Origin of the sequence: Bacillus sp. Nf3 (genome assembly GCF_003028545.1) — a bacterium.
GTDB classification, from domain to species: Bacteria; Bacillota; Bacilli; order Bacillales; family Bacillaceae; genus Bacillus; species Bacillus safensis.
In genome coordinates this window covers 305824-322383 of sequence record NZ_PYUA01000002.1, presented here as the reverse complement: position 1 = coordinate 322383, position 16560 = coordinate 305824, and the positions used below count along the sequence as shown (strand labels likewise).

At 42.0% G+C, this 16560-nt stretch carries 19 protein-coding genes and 1 riboswitch; of the genes, 4 read left to right on the top strand and 15 right to left on the bottom strand.

Annotated elements, in window-relative coordinates; all coding sequences use genetic code 11:
* A complete protein-coding gene (locus C9414_RS06415; RefSeq protein WP_039180318.1) occupies positions 1-663 on the bottom strand; it encodes a DUF421 domain-containing protein in 663 nt (220 codons plus the stop codon).
* A gap of 151 nt (positions 664-814) precedes the next feature.
* Here C9414_RS06415 and C9414_RS06410 point away from each other — a divergent pair, with 151 nt between their 5' ends.
* On the top strand, positions 815-1192 hold the full coding sequence (locus tag C9414_RS06410; RefSeq protein ID WP_039180321.1) for a TIGR04086 family membrane protein: 378 nt from the start codon (positions 815-817) through the stop codon (positions 1190-1192).
* Between the two features lie 49 nt (positions 1193-1241).
* Here the strand turns inward: C9414_RS06410 and yajC are convergent, their stop codons facing one another.
* From yajC to C9414_RS06375, 7 genes are all read right to left on the bottom strand, one after another.
* Positions 1242-1508, bottom strand: a complete 267-nt coding sequence (gene yajC, locus C9414_RS06405; protein ID WP_008360993.1) for a preprotein translocase subunit YajC — start codon at positions 1506-1508, stop codon at positions 1242-1244.
* A gap of 47 nt (positions 1509-1555) precedes the next feature.
* The gene (tgt, locus tag C9414_RS06400; protein ID WP_024423141.1) at positions 1556-2701 is read right to left on the bottom strand and encodes a tRNA guanosine(34) transglycosylase Tgt; all 1146 of its coding nucleotides are present in this window, start codon (positions 2699-2701) and stop codon (positions 1556-1558) included.
* A gap of 31 nt (positions 2702-2732) precedes the next feature.
* Entirely contained in the window at positions 2733-3761 is a 1029-nt protein-coding gene (gene queA / locus C9414_RS06395; RefSeq protein ID WP_107163295.1) for a tRNA preQ1(34) S-adenosylmethionine ribosyltransferase-isomerase QueA, read from the bottom strand.
* 34 nt (positions 3762-3795) lie between these two features.
* The gene (locus C9414_RS06390; protein WP_107163294.1) at positions 3796-3996 is read right to left on the bottom strand and encodes a DUF2905 domain-containing protein; all 201 of its coding nucleotides are present in this window, start codon (positions 3994-3996) and stop codon (positions 3796-3798) included.
* Positions 3989-4993 carry a Holliday junction branch migration DNA helicase RuvB gene (ruvB, locus tag C9414_RS06385; RefSeq protein WP_047203347.1) on the bottom strand — a complete coding sequence of 335 codons (1005 nt, stop codon included), beginning with the start codon at positions 4991-4993 and terminating at the stop codon, positions 3989-3991. The genes C9414_RS06390 and ruvB overlap by 8 nt, the downstream gene beginning before the upstream one ends.
* An 11-nt stretch (positions 4994-5004) precedes the next feature.
* Positions 5005-5610, bottom strand: a complete 606-nt coding sequence (gene ruvA / locus C9414_RS06380; RefSeq protein WP_024423144.1) for a Holliday junction branch migration protein RuvA — start codon at positions 5608-5610, stop codon at positions 5005-5007.
* A gap of 148 nt (positions 5611-5758) precedes the next feature.
* Positions 5759-6259: an intercompartmental signaling factor BofC gene (locus tag C9414_RS06375; RefSeq protein WP_047203377.1), complete on the bottom strand. Its 501-nt coding sequence runs from the start codon at positions 6257-6259 to the stop codon at positions 5759-5761.
* A gap of 239 nt (positions 6260-6498) precedes the next feature.
* On the opposite strand from C9414_RS06375, the gene C9414_RS06370 reads away from it, so the two are divergent.
* Positions 6499-7143: a serine/threonine protein kinase gene (locus tag C9414_RS06370; protein ID WP_034279877.1), complete on the top strand. Its 645-nt coding sequence runs from the start codon at positions 6499-6501 to the stop codon at positions 7141-7143.
* Positions 7144-7177: 34 nt separating this feature from the next.
* Here the strand turns inward: C9414_RS06370 and C9414_RS06365 are convergent, their stop codons facing one another.
* On the bottom strand, positions 7178-7360 hold the full coding sequence (locus tag C9414_RS06365; RefSeq protein WP_008342761.1) for a hypothetical protein: 183 nt from the start codon (positions 7358-7360) through the stop codon (positions 7178-7180).
* Between the two features lie 191 nt (positions 7361-7551).
* Here C9414_RS06365 and C9414_RS20145 point away from each other — a divergent pair, with 191 nt between their 5' ends.
* Positions 7552-7698, top strand: coding sequence for a hypothetical protein (locus C9414_RS20145; RefSeq protein ID WP_180272418.1), 147 nt, complete (start codon positions 7552-7554; stop codon positions 7696-7698).
* A gap of 34 nt (positions 7699-7732) precedes the next feature.
* Here the strand turns inward: C9414_RS20145 and thiC are convergent, their stop codons facing one another.
* Positions 7733-9493, bottom strand: a complete 1761-nt coding sequence (gene thiC / locus C9414_RS06360) for a phosphomethylpyrimidine synthase ThiC (RefSeq protein ID WP_064497873.1) — start codon at positions 9491-9493, stop codon at positions 7733-7735.
* A gap of 126 nt (positions 9494-9619) precedes the next feature.
* A riboswitch (TPP riboswitch) is annotated at positions 9620-9728 on the bottom strand.
* A 235-nt stretch (positions 9729-9963) separates the two neighbouring features.
* Between thiC and C9414_RS06355 the strand changes: the two genes are divergently transcribed.
* Positions 9964-10596: a LysE family transporter gene (locus tag C9414_RS06355; protein ID WP_107163293.1), complete on the top strand. Its 633-nt coding sequence runs from the start codon at positions 9964-9966 to the stop codon at positions 10594-10596.
* 45 nt (positions 10597-10641) lie between these two features.
* Here C9414_RS06355 and C9414_RS06350 read toward each other — a convergent pair whose 3' ends face one another.
* The 5 genes from C9414_RS06350 to nadB form a co-directional block, all read right to left on the bottom strand.
* Positions 10642-11256 carry a YhcN/YlaJ family sporulation lipoprotein gene (locus C9414_RS06350; RefSeq protein ID WP_047203345.1) on the bottom strand — a complete coding sequence of 205 codons (615 nt, stop codon included), beginning with the start codon at positions 11254-11256 and terminating at the stop codon, positions 10642-10644.
* Between the two features lie 334 nt (positions 11257-11590).
* Complete coding sequence (gene safA / locus C9414_RS06345) at positions 11591-12841, bottom strand: SafA/ExsA family spore coat assembly protein (RefSeq protein ID WP_107163292.1); 1251 nt, start codon at positions 12839-12841, stop codon at positions 11591-11593.
* A 131-nt stretch (positions 12842-12972) separates the two neighbouring features.
* Complete coding sequence (gene nadA / locus C9414_RS06340; RefSeq protein ID WP_047203343.1) at positions 12973-14082, bottom strand: quinolinate synthase NadA; 1110 nt, start codon at positions 14080-14082, stop codon at positions 12973-12975.
* A complete protein-coding gene (nadC, locus tag C9414_RS06335) occupies positions 14069-14932 on the bottom strand; it encodes a carboxylating nicotinate-nucleotide diphosphorylase (protein ID WP_107163291.1) in 864 nt (287 codons plus the stop codon). Before nadC ends, nadA begins: the two co-directional genes overlap by 14 nt.
* Positions 14914-16488, bottom strand: a complete 1575-nt coding sequence (nadB, locus tag C9414_RS06330) for an L-aspartate oxidase (protein ID WP_107163290.1) — start codon at positions 16486-16488, stop codon at positions 14914-14916. Before nadB ends, nadC begins: the two co-directional genes overlap by 19 nt.
* Positions 16489-16560 lie beyond the last annotated feature (72 nt).

The window sequence follows — 16560 nt, the reverse complement described above, 5'->3', positions numbered from 1 at the left end:
TCATCTCTTTTTGATCACTTCATCTTTCAAATCAATATAAAATGTTTTTTGATTAAAGCTGCAGTAAGAGATTTGCTCGATATCATGGTAACCTCTTTTAGCAAGCTCATCTTTCAACCACTGTTCATTTTGATTGATTTGCTTAAGGTGATCATGCTGCACTACACCGTCCGCAACAAGTGGAAGCTCAAGCGCTGCATGTTTGAGCTTGTTTTCTTTTTCGACGACGGCGAGCTTTCCAGACGGCTCTAAAATAGCGTAAGAGACATCCTGAATACTGTCGATGTTATTTTCTCTTAATTGAATAAGCAGGTCATCAAAATTGTATCGCTGTTTTCTCATAGCACCCTCGTCTATTTTGCCATTGATGATGAGCAAGACCGGTTTGCCGTCTAGAAAGCGCCGGACGCCTTGGAATTTCAATGAGAGATAGGCAAGTGTGATTTGAATGAAGGTTAACAGCAGGATTGGCCATACCGTATGTAACATGTGATCCTCTACTTCTTCTATGGCGAGAACCGCAATTTCTGCAATCATCATAAAAATGACTAGATCTAAAATACTCAGCTCGCCAATTTCCCTTTTGCCCATTAAGCGAAAGATAAACCAAATAAGAAAATATAAAATGATGGTTCTCATGGAAATGATCAAGATGTCCTGCATGTGATGTAAACCCTCCTTCTCCATCATAGCTTGTGTCAAAACACTTTATTTATGTAGAAAAGAAACGTCTGAAACATGTCTATTTTTTCTCCACTGTGAATACATTTTAGTAAAAGACAAGCTTCGGTCAATTGGAGAGGAGACAAATCACATGCAAGAAACAAAACATATTGGAAAAGGCATTTTATCCGGATTAATTGCCATTTTTGTCGTGATGGTTGTCACAAGTTTACTTGTGTCGCTCATGCTTACATTCACAAGTATGCAGGAATCATCATTTAAATGGATGATTATGATTTTGTCCTTTGTTGCCCTGTTGTTAGGAGGCATCATTTCTGGCGGGAAAGCAAAGGAGCGCGGCTGGCTAATTGGTGCGATCACATCTATCATTTTTTCTCTCACTGTATTTTTATTTCAATATTTGGGGTTTGGAAAAACGTTTTCACCAGAGCAGTTCATCTATCATGGGGCATTTTTAGGCATTTGTATGCTGGGGGGAATGATTGGCGTCAATCTTCGAGGCAAATAAAAAAAGAGCGGTTCATATCGCTCTTTTTTTATTGCTATGTATCGGAGGATTAGCCTTTGTCAGCTAATTCTCTAATAGCACGGCGATCGAAAGTTAAACGGTTGTTTTCGCTTGTTTTGATGACCACTTTTGATTCATCAATTGAGTCGATTTCACCGTGTAAACCACCGATTGTGACGATTTTATCGCCTTTTGATAAAGATTGCTGCATCTGACGCACAGCTTTCTGTTGCTTTTGCTGTGGACGGATTAACAAGAAGTAAAGCACAGCAAACATGACAACAATCATAATGATTGAACCCATACCACCATCCATTCTATTTCACCCCTTTCTAAAGCATTGTAAAGCCTTTCGTTTATGCGTTAAAAGTTTTTCGCATTCGGTTTGTTAAAGCCATAACGCTCAAAAAACTCTTCTTTAAAATCACCTAAACGATCCTCACGGATAGCTTCTCTCACTTGCTCCATTAATTTTAACAGAAAATGAAGATTATGATAAGTTGTTAATCGAATTCCGAACGTTTCATTTGTTCGGATGAGATGTCTAATATAGGCGCGTGTATAGTTTTTACATGTATAGCAGTCACAGTTCTCATCGATTGGTCTAAAGTCACGCTCATATTTTGCATTTTTCACAACAAGGCGGCCTTCACTTGTCATTAAGGTACCGTTTCTTGCAATTCGCGTAGGCAGTACGCAGTCAAACATATCTACACCGCGAATGGCGCCGTCAATTAAGGAATCTGGCGAGCCGACACCCATTAAGTACCTTGGTTTGTCTGCCGGTAAAAATGGTGTAGTGAACTCAAGTACACGATTCATCACATCTTTTGGTTCCCCTACAGATAAGCCTCCGATGGCGTAGCCTGGGAAATCAAGTGAAACAAGGTCTTTTGCACTTTGTTTTCGAAGCTCTTCGTATTCTCCGCCTTGGACAATTCCAAACAGCCCTTGATCCTCTGGACGCTGGTGCGCTGTTAGACAGCGCTCTGCCCATCTGCTTGTCCGCTCCACAGAACGTTTCATGTAATCGTACTCTGCAGGATATGGCGGGCATTCATCAAATGCCATCATAATATCAGAGCCAAGCGCATTTTGGATGTCCATGGCTTTTTCAGGAGATAGGAACAGCTTGTCTCCGTTTAAGTGATTACGGAAGTGAACGCCTTCTTCTTCAATTTTTCTAAATTCACTCAATGAGAAAACTTGGAATCCGCCTGAATCAGTTAGAATGGCTCGATCCCAGTTCATAAATTTGTGCAGACCGCCTGCTTCTTTTACGATATCGTGACCTGGACGGAGCCATAAGTGGTACGTATTGCTTAAGATGATGCCTGCATCCATCGCCTTTAATTCTTCAGGCGCCATTGTTTTGACTGTAGCCAGTGTACCTACTGGCATAAATACAGGTGTTTCAAAAGAGCCGTGCGGTGTATGAACGCGGCCAAGACGTGCACCTGTTTGTTTGCATGATTTAATGAACTCATAACGTATCGGTAATTGCGACAAAAATGAGCCCTCCTGTCTTTGTTGTATAATGTTATTGAATCAGCATGGCATCGCCAAAACTGAAGAATCGGTATTCCTCTTTCACAGCCTCATTGTACGCTTTTAGTACGTGCTCTCGTCCAGCTAATGCGCTGACAAGCATAATTAACGAGGATTTTGGCAGATGGAAATTTGTGATCATGCCATCAATTGCTTTGAATGTGTAGCCAGGGTAAATAAAGATCGACGTCCAGCCGCTTGAGGCTTTGAACTCACCATCGTGTGCACTTGCAATAGTTTCAAGCGTTCTTGTTGACGTTGTGCCAACTGAAATGATCCGCCCGCCTTCCTTGCGAACAAGATTGAGCTTTTCAGCTGTTTCTTCATTCATTTCATAGAACTCTGCGTGCATTTCATGTTCTTCAATTCGTTCTGCACTCACCGGACGAAACGTACCCAGCCCTACGTGTAACGTAATAAAGGCAATGTGTACACCCTTCGCTTTCAGTGCATCCAGCAGCTCGGTTGTAAAGTGTAAACCGGCAGTTGGCGCAGCAGCGGAACCAACCTCTTTTGAATAAACGGTTTGATAGCGTTCACGGTCGTCAAGCTGCTCTTTAATATATGGAGGCAGCGGCATTTCACCAAGGGATTCAAGCACTTCATAAAAAATGCCTGTATATTGAAACTCGACTTTTCTTCCGCCATGTTCCAATTCCTCTGTACATACCGCTTTGAGCCGTCCATCACCAAAAGTGATAACCGTCCCTTTTTTCACCCGTTTCGCTGGTTTTACAAGTGTTTCCCAGTTGTCTCCTTCTTCTTGTTTCAAGAGAAGCAGCTCAACTTTTGCACCTGTATCCTCTTTCATCCCAAACAATCGTGCAGGCAAAACGCGAGTATTGTTTAGAACGAGACAATCACCTTTTTGAAAATAATCGATGATTTGTGAGAATGTATCATGTGTAATCGCACCCGTTTGTTTGTTTAAGACCATCAGTCTTGATGCATCTCTTTTTTCAAGCGGCACTTGTGCAATCAATCTTTCTGGTAAATCAAAATCAAATAGTTCTAGCTTCATTTCCTTCACCTATTCTGTAGTTAACTAGTTAACGTTATTTCATCCGTCCAAAGATATTCAGTAATATGGTTAGTACGATGCTAATGACAATGCATGTAATGACAGGAAAAAAGAACGTGACATTTCCTTTTTTCACAAAAATATCACCTGGAAGCTTACCAACCAATTGAAACACTAATCCTACGGCAAAAAGGACACCACCTAAAATCATTAATATTTTAGGGAATTCAGTCACGAATCGGAACCTCCATTTGAAAATGTTCATACGCTTCTCTTGTGACGACCCGCCCTCTTGGTGTTCTTTGCAGGAAACCAATTTGCAGCAAGTACGGTTCGTACACATCTTCAATCGTATGTGATTCTTCTCCAATTGTCGCTGAGATTGTATCAAGACCAACAGGACCGCCTCTAAATTTTTCGATCATACTTAAAAGGAGCTTATGGTCTATATGATCGAGGCCAAGCCTGTCGACTTGAAGACGCTCAAGGGCATCTTCCGCAATGTCCTCGGTAATGGTATGATTCCCAAGCACTTGCGCAAAATCTCTTACTCTTCTGAGCAAACGATTGGCAACCCTCGGTGTTCCACGGGAACGTCTCGCTATCTCTTCGGCAGAGCGAATATCGATCCCAATCTCAAACAGCTCGGCTGTTCTTGCCACAATGTGAGCCAAATCTCTTTGCTCATAGTATTCCAATCTTGCATGTACCCCAAACCTATCACGAAGCGGCGCTGTTAACAGCCCGACACGGGTCGTTGCACCTACAAGCGTAAATGGCGGTAAATCAAGCCGTACAGAGCGTGCTGTATCTCCTTTTCCAATGACAATATCTAAACAAAAATCCTCCATTGCTGGGTACAGCACTTCCTCAATTGAGCGCTGCAATCGGTGAATTTCATCAATAAACAATACATCACCTGGCTCAAGAGATGTTAAGATGGCCGCCAAATCACCAGGACGCTCAATCGCTGGTCCTGACGTTGTACGCAGCTGAACATTCATTTCATTGGCAATGATCGACGCAAGTGTTGTTTTCCCAAGTCCAGGAGGTCCATATAAAAGGACGTGATCAAGCGTTTCCTGCCTCATGCGGGCAGCTTCAATAAATACGCTGAGATTATCCTTTACTTTTTGCTGACCGATATATTGGCTAAGTGTCTGTGGCCGCAGACTTTGCTCAATGGCTGATTCATGGTTGTCTGCTTCAGTTGAGACGAGCCGTTCATCCATGAGACATCACCCTATTTCAACATTTTTTGTAAAGCTTTTTTCACATATTGATCGGTTGTAAGATTCTTTTCTTCTTTTAATAATGGAAGAACCTTTTTAATTTCACGATCACCGTATCCAAGGACACTCAAGGCTTCAAGCGCTTCATCTAATGCAGTTTGCTGCGTTTCAACCTGAATGTGGTCCTCGTGATTAAATAAGTTGCCAATCATTTCTGGCACCACATCTGCAAGTTTTCCTTTTAGATCCAGAATGATTTGACGTGCTGTTTTTTTGCCCACACCAGGGAATTTAATCAGGAACGCTTCATCTTCACGTTCTATCGCTGAAATGACAGCGCCTGGATCACCGGAAGCAAGAATGGCGAGCGCGCCCTTTGGCCCAATTCCTGTGACATTTAACAGTTTTGTGAACAGCGCTTTTTCTTCTCGTGTTTGAAAACCGTATAACGAAAATGCGTCTTCCTTTATGTAATGATACGTATAAATCGTTTCTTGTTTGTTTACTCGATAGATAAACGGGTTTGGGGTATAGACTTGATATCCCACTCCGCCGTTTTCAATGACAACATATTGCGGGCACACATAATCAATGGTCCCTTTTACAAACTCTATCACCGTTTTCACCTCTTTGACTGTTCTTCATTGTAACATAAATCGAGGAGAAAACCGCAATAAAAGTTAACATACGTTCGCTCAGTACATTTTTATCATGAAACCACGAAAAACAGCTTGCGGTCTTCACACCAGCAAGCTGTTACATGCTTTAAAACGATCGTTCATTTCGGTAAGGCTTCATGACTTCAAGCACATGCTCAAATTCATCCTTTGTTCGAAAAGGAATGCCTTGCTCAAGCTGTTTTTCCACATGACTTTCTAAACGGGACGTATCAATTTGAAAAAAGAGATGAATAGGCTCCGCCCAGCCGTCAGGCCTTCCATGAAACGTAGAAATCACACCGTCTTCTGATAATCCGATATATCCATTTGCTTTACTTAATGGAGAGATATCATCAATTTGCTTTCTAAAAAGGGCAAAATCCTCTTTTTGTTCTACCAGCGTCCAGCCTTTATACTGCGCCCAGAATGTGTCTTTGTCTTCTAATGATGCCCGGTGTCTTTCAATACTCACATCGCCGTCTAGATAGACTTTTTCAAGCTGGACGGTGATAGAGTTTGACTGCTTTTGCAAGTGTTCTTTTCCTTCCATATCCGCAGCGAAAAAAAGCACACTTGTCATGATAAGTCCTGTAACGAAACATTTCATCTTCACTTTCACTATTTACACCTCTTTAGAACATGAGATCGATGCATGACATATGTAGTTTGACCCATTTTTCTAAACATTAACCAAATCGATCATTCAAATGTATGGTAAGAGTCTTTCGTTGTATCCTTCATTCGTAAATGTTATGTTTTATACAATCCATTGCTTTATCGAATGACACGGTTTTTTCATCATTCGTTTTTCAGCCGCATAAACTGAAACCAAAGAAGGTGAAGTCAATGTCAGATGTCAAAAGATTAGCCGAATCGATTCAGTATCATGAAGAGAAACGTTTTCATAAGCTTGCCTATAAACCAGCAGAGCTTGAACTGTGCGGCAAAGGAAGAAGTGCCTATGTCTTCTTATACAAAAAAGACGGCAAGAAAATGGCACTAAAAGTCTTTTTCCCTTCTTATCAGCATATCGCCCGCAAAGAGGCTGCCATTTACGAAAAACTTTCTGGTTCGTCTTACTACCCTGAGATTTATGAGTCTGGGGATCAATATATTTTAATGGAATATATTAAAGGCTACACATTCTATGAATGCCTTACAAAAGGAATTCCTATTAAAAAACAAATGATTGAACAAGTCGATGATGCGCTGGAGGAAGCGCGCGAGAAAGGATTGAATCCTTCTGATATCCATCTGCGCAATCTGATCTTAACAAAAGAAGGACGGATCAGAGTCATTGACGTTGCCAGGTTCACGCAAACGAAAGCATGTCATCAATGGGATGATCTAAAAGCCGCTTATGCCTATTACCAAAAACCTTTTTTCCCTAAAAAAGCACCGCGTCTGTGGCTTGAAGTGATTGCATATTTGTATAAAAAGAACTGGCTGTCCCGCGGGCAGCTTAATAATCGGAATGATTTTTCTGCATAACGAAAGCCGCTCTCTTTTGAGCGGCTTTTTGCTGTTATTCTGTTTCTACATGGATACTATTGACGTTTAATAGATTAATGATTTCATTATTCAGCTTAAACCAATGATTGGCTTCTTCAATTTTTTTATACACATCATAGGTAGCTGGACGTTTGAGCTCGAAATCAAGCACTTCCCCATTGTTCATATGAAATGTTACCTTAAATACTTTCATCATAAGATCACCTTCCACTCTTCTTGTTCGCTGGTCAAATAGATCAGCTCTTTTCATTCATTCTCTATTCAACTCGTTTCCCCTCCTTCTTTCCATTCAAACCCAAGAAGTTTAAATTTTGTTTAAATTCACACAACATATCTATCTCTCATATCTGCAAAGAAGTATATTAGTTAAAAAGGAGGCTGCCCTTGATGAAGCAGAAAGAGAAACGAACATCTCCAGAAAGAAAAACAGTCTTTTTTCATTTAACAGATGCTCTCATTCCAAGTGTGGACATGATGGCATATGCAGCAAAGGCATTTTTTCACCTTTTAAGAAAAGCCTTTTCAGCGGTTTGATAAAACCCCGCACAGCATCGTGCGAGGTTCTTTTTTATGGCTGATAAATTTGACTTCCTTGGCTCACAAACTCCTTCGCCTTCTTTTCCATCTCTCTTTTCACTTCTTCAGATTGATTACGGATATCATGAGAAATTTTCATACTGCAAAACTTCGGTCCGCACATCGAGCAAAAGTGAGCGGTTTTAGCGCCTTCGGCAGGCAATGTTTCATCATGGAACGCCAAGGCTCTTTCTGGATCAAGTGACAGGTTGAATTGGTCCCGCCACCTAAATTCAAACCTCGCTTTCGATAAAGCATCATCGCGCTTTTGAGCCGCAGGATGTCCTTTTGCTAGATCAGCGGCATGTGCCGCAATTTTATAGGCGATCACGCCTTCTCTCACATCTTCTTTGTTCGGCAGACCTAAATGCTCTTTTGGCGTTACATAGCATAGCATTGCTGTACCGTACCAGCCGATCATGGCCGCACCGATCGCGGATGTAATGTGATCATACCCCGGCGCGATATCTGTTGTAAGAGGCCCTAACGTATAAAATGGTGCTTCCTTGCAAATGTCCATTTGCTTGTCCACATTCTCTTTGATTTTATCCATTGGGACATGTCCGGGTCCTTCAATCATCACCTGCACATCGTGTTTCCAAGCAATCTCTGTTAACTCACCTAACGTTTCCAGCTCTGCAAACTGCGCCTCATCATTGGCATCAGCAATCGAGCCTGGTCTAAGTCCATCTCCAAGTGAAAAGGCGATATCATATTTTTTCATAATTTCACAAATGTCTTCGAAGTGAGTGTAGAGGAAATTCTCTTGATGATGAGCAAGACACCATCTTGCCATAATTGCACCGCCTCTTGAAACAATTCCAGTCACCCGATCGACAGTGAGCGGAATATATCTTAACAGCACGCCAGCATGAATCGTGAAATAGTCTACACCTTGCTCCGCTTGTTCAATTAATGTGTCCCTGTACACATCCCACGTCAAATCTTCTGCGACTCCATTCACTTTTTCAAGGGCCTGATAAATAGGAACGGTTCCTACTGGGACTGGGCAATTCCGAATGATCCATTCTCTCGTTGTATGAATATCCTTTCCAGTAGACAGATCCATCATTGTATCTGCCCCCCATCTGATCGCCCATGTCATTTTTTCAACCTCTTCATCAATGGATGATGTGACAGCTGAATTGCCAATATTCGCATTGATTTTGACATGAAAATTCCTTCCGATAATCATTGGTTCACTTTCTGGATGGTTGATATTCGAAGGAATGACGGCTCTTCCGCTCGCCACTTCCTCTCTAACGAACTCAGGGCTTAGCTCTTCTCTTATTGCGATAAACTCCATTTCAGGCGTAATGATACCTTTTTTGGCATAATGCATTTGCGTCACACATGCACCTTGTTTCGCGCGGAGTGGCATATGATGAAAATCAGTCTGGATAGAATGAATAGATTCATTCCCCTTTGAACGGTATCCATTATCCTCCGGTCTTACATGACGCCCTTCATAGCTTTCTGTATCTCCTCTTTCTTCAATCCATGTTGCCCTAAGACGCTTTAACCCCTTTGTGACGTCAATATGAACGTTCTCATCGGTGTACGGTCCACTCGTATCGTATACACGGACTGGTTCATTTTTTATGTCGCCCGCCTCTGTCACAGTATGTGAGAGCGTAATCTCTCTTTTTGGCACTAAGATATCGGGTCTTGATCCTTTCTCATACACCTTATGGCTGCCGTCAAAGCTGGATAACAATGATTGGTTGGATGGGACACTTTTCTTTTCTTTCATTTGCTGTTCTCTCCTTTTCTTCTTGTCACCGGACAGGATGGAATCAGCACCAGCAAAAAACCAGGCTCTATTTAAAGAACCTGGTTTCGTCGTCAGAAATAAACATGCATATCATTGATATGATACATGCATCATCTTCAACTTCCCCACGCTGGTACGAGCCAGATCAGGTCCAAAGGGTTAAGAAGCTTATACTTCTCTCTCAGCCCATTTACGGGCACCCCTAGTCACTTTTATTGATTACCACATCAGTGTAGCATAGAGACATCATGAAGAAAAGAAGATTCAGGAAAATAGTTCCTTTCCCCTACAAGCGTTATGGATCATGTTGATATACAGTCTTCTATACATCATCTATCTCTATCATTTCAATCAAATCTGAAATAATCATTGATCCTTTTCTCCTATTATGTATAATTAATCTAAACGGAGAATTTTTATACAATTTATTTAAAGGAAGTTCTAGTCGATTGCAAACATTTCTCACATTTATCGTCGTAGGATTCTCAATTGCTCTGCCTGTTGGAGCAATCACGGTTGAAATGACAAAACAGGGACTGAAAAACGGATTTTTTCATGGTTTAACTGTCGGAGCAGGCGGTATGACCATAGACTTATTACTCATCTTGGCTTTATATGCTGGATTTGCTCAGTTTTTATCTTTGCCGTTTGTTCAAATCCCGCTCTGGCTGATTGGAGCTGTATTTTTAATGATTCTCGCATACGATTCCATTAAAAATGCGGATCAAGATATTCATTTAGCAGGAGAAAAGGTCAATAAATCATTCGCGAAAACATATCGAAACGGATTGCTTGTGGCGATATCTCCTGGAAATCTTGTGTTCTGGGTTTCTGTTTTTGGTGCTGTACTTGCGGATGCTTATACAAAAACAGATTCATCTGAATTTATGCTGGCTGCCGGCGGTATTTTGGCAGGGATTCTCCTTCATGACATCGGTCTCCTCACACTTGTATCCTTAACAAGAAAAGTGATGAATCGGACGATGATCAAGTGGACATCCATTATTGCTGGTATTTTATTATTAGGGTTTGGCTGTTATTTCTTTTACGAATTTTATATAGGCATCAAGGTTTATTTTTAAGAAAAGGCTAAAGTTCGTGATGAACTTTAGCCTTTTTGTGTCAAACTATCGGGTCATGCCTGTTTGTCCTGTTTCAAATTGCGTTCTTCTCATATCTCTAAAGCGTGTGAATGCACCTTCATCTTTAATGACTTGGACTGCTCTTCCATCTGCATAACGAGCCGCCGCTTCTTCTACTTGTGATACTCCTTCTGACGTCAGGCGGCCATCTGATTTAATGGCAATATACACATTTTCATCCGTCACCATGACTTGAGAGTCTGCCACGTGATTCATTTTATTGACGCGGTTGGCAATTTTTCTTGAACGCTGGATGTTCTCTTGTTTATCGTAGCCTGAGAACGACATTTGATTATGATAGTTCATATCTCCATGACTGTAGCGTCCATCTCCACCTGTGAGAGGCATTCGATCATCAGCTTGAGGACGTGTACGGTAATCAACATTCGTTGTATTTCTCCCGTTCATTCCCTCCATGAGTTCAGAAACTGGTCCTTGATGATCTTGGTTGTTGTCGTCCGCTCGTTGATTCGAATGATAACCAACCGGCTGGCCTGATTGATTATGACGTGTATCGACACCTGCGTTATTATTTGCACCACATGCCGTTAAACCAATAGGAAGAAGCACTAATGCGATTGTTTTTTGCCATTTTTGCAAACGAAAAACCCCCTGTACAAATTCAATCTCATGAGCGCGAAACAGGCTCTGTTTTAGCATGTACAGTTAGGAAGAAAATCAAGCTGTCAGTTATAAACAAAAAAAGGAACGATTGAGATCGTTCCTTCTGGTATGGTGAGAAAAGGCTAAAATGTTCTTGATTTTAGCCTTTTGTCTTCTTTTCAGCGTAATAGAAAACCTTTGCATTCTAGGAAGGACGAGCACCGGAGCGGAGCGAATTTGACATTCGTGAGCACCGGAGCGCAGACCTGACACCGAATGCGAGGGTTTGTCTACACGCTGAAAGGAACGATTGAGATCGTTCCTTCTGTCATTAATCCTCTTCTTCCTCCTCCGGCCTTGCAAATACGGATTGACCTGGATATGGCTGCATATATGGCTGAGCTGGATAAGCTCCCATTTGGCCATAAGGAACAGGATTCGGATAATGTCCTGGCCAAGGCTGATGATGCTTCATGCCATCATCACATCCGCAGTCTTCCTTACCGTATGCTGCATTTGAGACGTTCGGATAAAAACCTTGATTTGCATTGGCATTTGCATTGGCGTTTGAATGCATATGGTGATGCCAGTGATGTCCGTCGTTTGCATGGTGCTCATGATTTTCCCCGTAGTAAGCAGGCGCTTGATACGCAGGATAATATGGATGAGCCGGGTATGGATATGGCATCATATGATGGTGATAATATGGATGGATAGGATAACATAGGCCTGATCCCGGTAAAATTGGCGATGCCGGCACCATTTGCTGCGGATATGGATACATCGCCGGCATGTAATGACCATGACCATAACCAAAATAAGGATCATATGGTTCATGATGATGATGCTGGTGATGATGTTCGTTATTTTCAGCCACTCCTCCTACCGCTGCCCCTCCCACATTTGGCATTTGCGGGAAGTTAGGAAGGTTTGGGTAATTGCCATGCTCCATGTCTTTTCCCTCCTCTTTTTGATGCGGAATATGAATAAACGGGTCATATCCCTTTGCCACTTCATCTTTTAGATGACCTTTATTTTCATGATGAAAATGGTCCTTGTGATCTTTATGTTCCTTATTCTCATGATGGAAATGACCCTTGTTATCTTTATGGTCTTTATTCTCATGATGAAAATGATCTTTGTGATCTTTTTTCTCGTGAACGTGATCTTTTTTCTCATAATGATCTTTTTTGGGAGGAGGCGTGAATGGCTGGTAGAGATTGGTCTGATAATAGTTCACATCAACTTGCGGAAAAACTGGCTGCTCGATCTTTGGCACTGGGGGTACATAAGGTACCGGTTCATTTGGCTTTTCCTTCGGTTTTGTATCTTGCACTTGCACGACATCTTTTGGCTTTTCTTTCACATACGGATGTTCTTTCGTTTTTGGCATTTCTTTTGCTTTGTGATGATCTGTTTTCACAGGAACACCACTAGATGGAATTTTAATCTTCATACCCGGCATGATCAAATCAGGATTACTGAGCTGAGAATTTAGTTTTTTCAATTCTTGAAAGTCGACTCCGTATTTCTTTGAAATTTTCCAAAGGGAGTCTCCTTTTTGCACAATATGAATTTTCAACGTTTTCCCCTCCTATGCAAAACGTGAACGTAACGGTTATGTCAGAAGTACAATATGTTTCAACATAAATTTATGCCTATTTACAAGCCGATATGATAAAAACTTGTTTTCTGATAGGAGGGGCTGAATCATTATTTAATGGCGAGCATTTTCTCGAGTGCAAGCAAAGCGTCTTTCGTGATGTCTTCATTGACCTGTATCAACCCGACCGGCTGACCCTTTTCAATGCTTTCAAGTGACCATAGCAAATGAGGCAGATCAATCCGGTTCATAGTCAAGCATGGACACATATCTGGGTTAAGGGATTCAATTTGTTTATCTGGGTGCTGCGCTATGATCCGTTTGACTAAATTCATCTCTGTTCCAATCGCCCACTTGCTGCCTGCTGGCGCCTGTTTGATCGTATCAATAATAAATTTCGTTGAACCTGCTAGGTCAGAAGCCCTTACGACCTCATGCGTGCATTCAGGATGGACAAGAATTTGAATGTCACGGTCTTTTTTTCTCATTTCTTCTATATTCCGAACGGTAAATTTCTCATGTACGGAGCAATGGCCCTTCCATAAAATCATCTTGATCCGGGAAAGCGGCTGATCGGTGATGAGCTTTTCTTCTATCTGATCCCAGACAGCCATTTCTTCTAGCGGAATACCTAAATCAAAAGCCGTATTACGCCCTAGGTGCTGATCAGGCAGAAATAGAATCCGCTCTTTTTTTGTCAGCGCCCACTCAAGAACTTTTTTAGCATTTGACGAAGTAACAGTCGCCCCGCCATGCTTGCCGACAAATGCTTTAATATCTGCTGTTGAATTGACATACGTAAGCGGAAGTATTGTATCTCCAAACAGGTCAGTGAGCTGCTCCCATGCTCTGTCTGTTTGTTTCATGTTCGCCATATCTGCCATTGAACAGCCTGCCCTCATATCTGGCAATACGACGCTTTGATTCTTGTTTGACAGCATATCTGCCGTTTCTGCCATAAAGTGAACACCGCAGAACACAATGTATTCAGCCTCGTGATTGTCGGCCGCTATTTGTGCCAGCTGCAATGAATCTCCTGTTGCATCTGCAAATTCGATGACCTCATCCTTTTGATAATGATGGCCCGGTATAAAAAGCTTTGATCCAAAAGCTCGCTTAATTTCTAACACTCGCTGCTTCATTTCATCATCAGAGCGGTGTTTATATTCATCCGGCATCATGGCTGCATGTTGATTGGCTAATACATTAAGCATGGACATGAGTTGTTCCCCCTTTATGACTGAATTCCATATTCATACTAAAATCAAATGCTGGAGCAGAATGTGTGAGAAAACCAAGTGAAATCAAGTCGACTCCTGTCCCCCTGTAGCTTGGCAATGTCTCTAGCGTAATACCCCCTGAAGCCTCTGTCAGAATGGACTCTGGCGTCATTTGTTTAAAACGTTTAACCTCGTCCGGAGAGCAGTTATCAAACATGATGACATCCGCTTTTGCATCAATGGCTTCCATTAGCTGCGTTTCTGATTCAATTTCCACTTCAATTTTCACCATATGACCGGCATATGCTCTTGCTTTTTCTACAGCTTCACGAATAGAACCGCATGCGGCAATATGATTATCTTTAATCATCACCCCATCTGATAAGCCAAAGCGATGATTCTTTCCACCGCCTGTCTTCACTGCGTATTTCTCTAACATACGCAAGCCGGGTGTCGTTTTTCTCGTATCACAAATCGTAATAGACGGGTCACCTAATCGCTCCACCGCCTGATGTGTTAAGGTGGCGATACCTGTCATTCGCTGCAATAGATTTAAAATGACCCTCTCTCCCTTTAATAAGTCGTTGACTGGGCCCTTTATTTTCGCCAGTACAGCGCCTGAATGAATCCAATCACCTTCTTGAAAAAACAGCTCAGTTTGAATTTGTTCATTCAACAGGCGGTACCCTATATCAATCAGTTGTGATCCTGCCAATACACCAGATTGTTTCGCAATGATAAGAGCTGTTCCGTTCTTGTCTCCAAAGATGGCATCAGCTGATACATCTCCAAAGCCAATATCCTCTGTGAAAAAATGAGTGAGCATTTGTTTTAACTGTAAACGTTCCATTTGGCACCGATCCTTTCATTTTTCATGATATGAATATGACCTTTTTCATGAACAATCTGCCTGCCCTGCCACAACGCATCGCTTCGCTCTGGATAATCCATTCGATAATGGCCTCCTCTGCTTTCTGTACGGAGTAATGCAGATTTAGCAAGGCAAACCGCTAATGCCCATTGATTGCTTAATTCGATCTGTTCATTTGTGATATCCTTCACATTAATTTGCTGAAAAGTGACATGCTGTAACGTATGAAGCAAAGTCTGCAAGCCTTTTTCATCTCTCACAATGGCTGCAAATGTAGTCATCCATTGTCTCAGCTGATCCTTTGAAATCATTGGAACCATCCATATTTCTTGAATAGAAAAAGGTGGACTTGTTTCTTTCTGTTTAGGCAGCTGTTCAATTCTTTGTGCTGCTTTGCTGCCTAACACGAGACCTTCCAGAAGAGAATTACTGGCCAATCGATTCGCACCGTGTAAGCCAGTACAGGCCGCTTCTCCAATGGCAAATAGCGCTGGAACAGTCGTTTCTCCATATTCATTGACGCTGATACCGCCCATTAAAAAGTGCATACCCGGGGAAATTGGCAACCTGCCGCTCGCCATATTGACACCTGCACGCTGGCACATCGCATCTATTGCTGGGAAACGAGCTGAAAAATGCGGAATATCATGGATGTTAAGATATAATTGATGGCCTAATTGCTGCTCATGAAAAATAGCTCTAGCGACCACATCTCTAGGTGCTAAATCAGCTTGTGGGTGAATACCTTTCATGATCCGCCTGCCTGTTTCATCTTCTAAATAAGCTCCCTCTCCCCTTACTGCCTCTGAAATGAGACCAACTGCTTTTCCATCGATTGTCAAAAGAGTTGGATGGAATTGAACAAATTCGAGATCCACTAATTGCGCACCTGCTCGATAGGCCATCATTAGTCCGTCTCCTGTGACAGAAGAATCATTTGTGTTTGTCTCATATAGGGAGCCGCAGCCGCCAGTTGATAAAACAACAGCATCTGCGGTCATCGTTTGTACGTGTCCTGTCTCGTCTTTCCATACAACACCCTTGCATGTCCCTTCATGAACCAATAGATCAATGACATGATGATATTCGTATAAATGAATATGTGAGCCGAGCTGACTTTTCAGATACTGTACAAGGGTTTTCCCTGTTTGATCTCCTCCTGCATGCAAGATGCGATGAGTGGTGTGTGCCCCCTCTTTGCCTAATTGCGGCTCTCCCGCTTCATCTTGATCAAATGGACAGCCATCTGCTACGAGCTGCTCCACAAGACGTTTTCCAAGTCTCACGATTTCTTGTACGGTTCTTTCATCATTGTGGTCACAGCCAGCATCTAGTGTATCTTGCACATGCTGCTCAGCTGAATCATGTGCTGAAAAGGCAGCAGCGATTCCACCTTGTGCCAGCATGGAATTACTAGATGAAAATTGTTTTTTTGTCATCATGATGACCTGGCAGTTTTCCGAGATGTTTGTTGCAAAGGAAAGCGCTGCAATGCCTGATCCCACCACAATAACTTTTTTGATTAATGACACCATTGCCCCTCCTGTCATTTACACCTGTCTTGACACATATCATTACACAACACTAAAATAAATACAAGAAAAAAT

What these genes read in the sequence shown, in the direction of transcription:
- queA (WP_107163295.1), bottom strand. Translation starts at nt 3,761, where the DNA reads ATGAAGCTAGAACTATTTGATTTTGATTTACCAGAAAGATTGATTGCA.
- nadA (WP_047203343.1), bottom strand. Translation starts at nt 14,082, where the DNA reads ATGTCCATGCTTAATGTATTAGCCAATCAACATGCAGCCATGATGCCG.
- C9414_RS06375 (WP_047203377.1), bottom strand. Translation starts at nt 6,259, where the DNA reads ATGAAATGTTTCGTTACAGGACTTATCATGACAAGTGTGCTTTTTTTC.
- ruvB (WP_047203347.1), bottom strand. Translation starts at nt 4,993, where the DNA reads ATGGATGAACGGCTCGTCTCAACTGAAGCAGACAACCATGAATCAGCC.
- C9414_RS06415 (WP_039180318.1), bottom strand. Translation starts at nt 663, where the DNA reads ATGCAGGACATCTTGATCATTTCCATGAGAACCATCATTTTATATTTT.
- C9414_RS06410 (WP_039180321.1), top strand. Translation starts at nt 815, where the DNA reads ATGCAAGAAACAAAACATATTGGAAAAGGCATTTTATCCGGATTAATT.
- yajC (WP_008360993.1), bottom strand. Translation starts at nt 1,508, where the DNA reads ATGGATGGTGGTATGGGTTCAATCATTATGATTGTTGTCATGTTTGCT.
- nadC (WP_107163291.1), bottom strand. Translation starts at nt 14,932, where the DNA reads ATGGAACGTTTACAGTTAAAACAAATGCTCACTCATTTTTTCACAGAG.
- C9414_RS06370 (WP_034279877.1), top strand. Translation starts at nt 6,499, where the DNA reads ATGTCAGATGTCAAAAGATTAGCCGAATCGATTCAGTATCATGAAGAG.
- C9414_RS20145 (WP_180272418.1), top strand. Translation starts at nt 7,552, where the DNA reads ATGAAGCAGAAAGAGAAACGAACATCTCCAGAAAGAAAAACAGTCTTT.
- thiC (WP_064497873.1), bottom strand. Translation starts at nt 9,493, where the DNA reads ATGAAAGAAAAGAAAAGTGTCCCATCCAACCAATCATTGTTATCCAGC.
- nadB (WP_107163290.1), bottom strand. Translation starts at nt 16,488, where the DNA reads ATGGTGTCATTAATCAAAAAAGTTATTGTGGTGGGATCAGGCATTGCA.
- C9414_RS06365 (WP_008342761.1), bottom strand. Translation starts at nt 7,360, where the DNA reads ATGATGAAAGTATTTAAGGTAACATTTCATATGAACAATGGGGAAGTG.